Here is a 4,273-nt window from a genome sequence, read left to right as displayed (position 1 = left end):
AAGACCGAAGACCGAAGACCGAAGACCGAAGACCGAAGACCGAAGACCGAAGACCGAAGACCGAAGACCGAAGACCGAAGACCGAAGACCTTCAAAAGGTACTCACATAAAATACCATTCGCCGCTGTAAAAAGCAAGATTTTCAAGTAATTCGGCACCGTTTCCTCTTCTGTTTTTATATGGATTTCAATCAAAACTCTATGTAAAATAATATCTGGAATGCTGAAGAATAGTAAGTTTTTGTTGTAATTATAATTCCCAAAGATTGTAACAAACAAATTCCTGTGAATATCAAAATAGGTGAGTGTATATATTGAAAGGCGTCTATGAAAAAAGCAATCGTTGTTGCGGCAGTTGTCGGAGTGATTTTGGGGACTTTTTTTTTCGTAAAAAGTCAAAAAACGCAAAAATTTCGCTATGAAACGACAAAAGTCGGTATCGGGAATATTACAAACACAATCACCGCGACCGGTAAGATTCAACCGCTTGAACAGGTTGAAATAAGTACGCAGGTTTCGGGAACGATTGATTCGATATTTGTGGATTTTAACGACGAGGTGAAAGCGAATCAAATTATCGCTGTTTTGGACAAAAGCGTTTTGGAATTGCAGGTTTCGCAGAGCAACGCGGCGTTGTCTTCGGCGCAAAGCGAATATCGTTATCGCAAAAATCTGTTTGAGAGAGCCGAGATTCTTAAAAACAAAAGCATGATTTCCGCTGACGATTACGATCTGATAAAATACAATTACGAGCGCTCGCAAAATACATTAGAAACGGCAAAAATTGACAACAACCGTGCAAAAACAAACCTGAGTTATGCGATAATTCGCTCGCCGATTGACGGAGTGGTTTTATCGCGTTTAGTGGAACAGGGACAGACCGTCGCGGCGTCGTTTAACGCACCCACGCTTTTTACGATAGCGCGTGATTTAACGAAAATGCGGGTTTTGGCGGATGTGGACGAAGCGGACATCGGACAGATTAAAGAGGGAATGAACGTAAAATTTTCGGTCGATGCATGGGCGGACAGTATTTTTAACGGGGTGGTGCAAACTATAAGGGTTCAACCGAAATCCGAAGCCAACGCGGTAACTTATCCGGTGGTCATTAACACTAATAATCAAAAACGTCTCTTGTTTCCCGGAATGACCGCGACTGCGGAGATTATTACCAGCGGTGCGGAAGACGTTTTAGTAATTCCCGCAAGAGCGTTGAGATTCAAGCCGTCTAAAAATAAAGACGTGCCGGCGGACAATCGGCAAAGTGCACAGAATCCACAAAATCTTTCGCCGCAAAGGAGCGGCGGCGGTAATTTCGGTGCCGCCGCCGGTCAAATGAGAAAACGCCAGTCAAGTGTTTGGGTTTTGGAAAATGGAATTCTCATAGAAAAAGTAATTGAAACAGGCGAGCGTTCAAGTTCTTTAATTGAGGTAAAAAGCGGACTTAAAGAGGGTGACGAAGTGATTTTAATTGAGGTTGACCAAAGTGTGAAAAAGAAACCGGCTCAACAAAGTAGAAATCCGCTTGTCAGAGGGATGTAGAGATGAAAAAAGCGTGTATAACCGTTGATAATATTGTGCGGGAATTTCGTCTTGCCGAAGAAATAGTACGCGCTTTAAAAGGAATCGCTTTCACGATTTATGAAGGCGAATTTGCGGCTTTAATGGGGACGAGCGGTTCCGGTAAAACCACGCTTCTCAATATTTTAGGGTGTTTGGATCGTCCTACAAGCGGTTCATACAAACTTGCGGATACTCTTGTTTCGGCGTCAAATCTTCATGAGTTGGCGCAAATCAGAAATTCCTTGATTGGATTTGTTTTTCAAGCGTATAACCTGCTGCCGCGTACAAGCGCACTTGAAAATGTCGAACTTCCGCTGTTTTACAACCACGAAATCCATAACAAAGAACGTCGTGAAAGAGCGCAGTACGCGCTTGAAATGGTAAAATTGCAGGATAGAATGCATCATACTCCGGCTCAACTTTCCGGCGGGCAGCAACAAAGAGTAGCGATTGCACGGGCGCTGGTGAATGATCCGGTCGTTATTTTTGCCGATGAGGCGACGGGGAATTTAGATACGCGCACAAGTTATGAAATTATGACGCTTTTTCAGGAGTTGAACGGCAAAGGGAAAACGATTTGTTTTGTTACGCACGAATCCGACATCGCTTCGTTTTGTTCGCGTCATATACGTCTGCGAGACGGCTTGATAGTCGAAGACGCTGTGATAATTCCGCAATTAGCAGTCGATGCGTTAAACGGTATGCCTACGAATGAAGATTACATTTCAAAATAATTTCACAAAACTGCTTTTTTTTTCTTCACTTATATTTGCGAAAAATTATTTTATCCGCGTGTAAAACGGAAAAAAATTTAACGGAGATATTTTTATGGCTTTTTTCGAATTTGGAACGGTTCTCGGTATTGATTTAGGAACAGCAAATACTTTAGTTTACGCAAAAGGACGCGGACTTTTGGTGGACGACCCCTCTGTAGTGGCGATTGACAAAGCGACCGGTGAAATTCTTGAAATAGGGGCGGAAGCGAAAAAAATGCTTGGAAGAACGCCCGGAAAAATTGCAGCGGTTCGTCCTATGAGAGACGGCGTTATCGCTGATATTGATTTGGTTGAAGAAATGCTTCGTTATTTTATTCAAAAAGCGCAGCTTAATAAATTATTCGGAAGAACTCGTGCGGTAATAGGAGTTCCATCCGGAATTACCAAGGCGGAACAAAGGGCGGTTTTGGATTCTGCCGAAAGAGCGGGAATTATGGAAGCGCGTTTGATTGCCGAACCGATGGCGGCGGCGATAGGCATGGATGTGCCGGTTCTTGAAAGCAGTGGAAATATGATAATTGATATTGGCGGCGGGACTGCGGAAATCGCCGTTATTTCAATGGGTGGAATGGTTTGCGACTTGTCGGAGAAAGTCGGCGGTGACGAATTTGATAGGTCGATTGTTGAATATATGAAAAAGACGTACAATCTTTTAATTGGGGAAAGTACGGCGGAATACGTTAAGAAAAAAGTCGGTTCTGCGTTTGAACTTGCGGAAGAATTGGAAATGGAAGTGCGCGGTCATGATGTTGTCGTAGGTATTCCGCGAGAAATGAGAATTACTTCTGTTGAAATTCGCGAGGCGTTGAAAACTCCGGTTGACGATATTATTAAAGCGGTTTTGAACACTCTTGAAAAAACTCCTCCGGAGTTATCTTCGGATATTCTTGATAAAGGGATAATTATGACCGGCGGAAGTTCGCTTTTGAGAGGACTTGACGAAAGGATTCGCAGAGAAACAAATCTTCCGGTGTGCGTTATTGATGATCCGCTTAAAAGAGTGGCGCGCGGAGCGTTGATAGTAGCCGAGAATATGGATAAATATTCGCAGGTATTATTAGGCAGTAGCCGAAATATTCGTTAAAGGAAATTTTGTGCATTGGATATGGCAGTTTATTGTCTCACATCGTAATGTGACATCGCTTATACTTACGATACTTATGTCGTTGCTTATGATTTCGGCGGATAAGCAAAAACAGCAAAATATGGTCAAAACGCTTACATTGACTTTGTTTTCTCCGGCTCAACTTGTTATTGGAACTTTTTATCAGCTAAATGACGTTTTTGACGAAAACAAAAAATTGCGTGAAAAAATTATTGTTTCGGAAATGGAAAACGCAATGTTTCGTAAAAAATTAGACACAGCGGTAGTAAACGATGTGAAGTCTGACGATTTATCGCAATTTGAGATTGTTTCTGCCGAAATTGTGGCAAGAGAACCGTCATTCCTTTACAGAACGGCTATTATAAATATCGGGACAAACCATGGAATAAAAGCGTCAATGCCTGTAATATCAAATAACGGAGTTGTAGGAAAAGTAATTACGGCGCTTCCGTTAACATCGCAAATCAGAATGCTTTATGCTTCCGACGAATATATTAGTATTGAACACGAAAAATCCGGTGCGGTTGGAATTTTTTCTTCAAAAACCGATGGAACGCTTTTTTCAGACATGCGTAGCGTTGCTTCCATAGATTCCGGCGATTTGTTTATTACCACAGGTTTAGGCGGCATTTATCCGAGAGGTTTGAAAATTGGATTTGCAGAAAAAATAGAAAAAGCGAAAGGTGGAGAAGTTTTTAAAAGAGTTTACATCAATCCTTGTGTTGATTATGATCATCTGCGAAATGTTTTTGTCGTTAAGTCAGATCCGATATGGGAGGCTATAAAAAATGAAATTTATCAGTATGATAAAATAAAAAGGACGGAGTAAA

General features: G+C 41.8%; 4 protein-coding genes. All 4 read left to right on the top strand.

The window, feature by feature from the left end:
- Positions 1 to 326: 326 nt before the first annotated feature.
- The 4 genes from LBH98_09700 to mreC all read left to right on the top strand — a co-directional run bounded on the left by LBH98_09700 (position 327) and on the right by mreC (position 4,272).
- Positions 327 to 1,541, top strand: coding sequence for an efflux RND transporter periplasmic adaptor subunit (locus LBH98_09700; protein MDR0305020.1), 1,215 nt, complete (start codon positions 327 to 329; stop codon positions 1,539 to 1,541).
- A 2-nt stretch (positions 1,542 to 1,543) separates the two neighbouring features.
- Positions 1,544 to 2,296, top strand: coding sequence for an ABC transporter ATP-binding protein (locus LBH98_09695; protein MDR0305019.1), 753 nt, complete (start codon positions 1,544 to 1,546; stop codon positions 2,294 to 2,296).
- 94 nt (positions 2,297 to 2,390) lie between these two features.
- Complete coding sequence (locus tag LBH98_09690) at positions 2,391 to 3,422, top strand: rod shape-determining protein (GenBank protein ID MDR0305018.1); 1,032 nt, start codon at positions 2,391 to 2,393, stop codon at positions 3,420 to 3,422.
- Between the two features lie 10 nt (positions 3,423 to 3,432).
- Positions 3,433 to 4,272 carry a rod shape-determining protein MreC gene (gene mreC / locus LBH98_09685; protein MDR0305017.1) on the top strand — a complete coding sequence of 280 codons (840 nt, stop codon included), beginning with the start codon at positions 3,433 to 3,435 and terminating at the stop codon, positions 4,270 to 4,272.
- The last annotated feature ends 1 nt before the right edge of the window (position 4,273 follow it).

Source organism: Chitinispirillales bacterium, assembly GCA_031254455.1.
In the GTDB taxonomy this organism is placed as follows: Bacteria; Fibrobacterota; Chitinivibrionia; order Chitinivibrionales; family Chitinivibrionaceae; genus WRFX01.
Note: the sequence above shows the minus strand (reverse complement) of the source record. Positions and strands in the feature narration are given on the sequence as shown.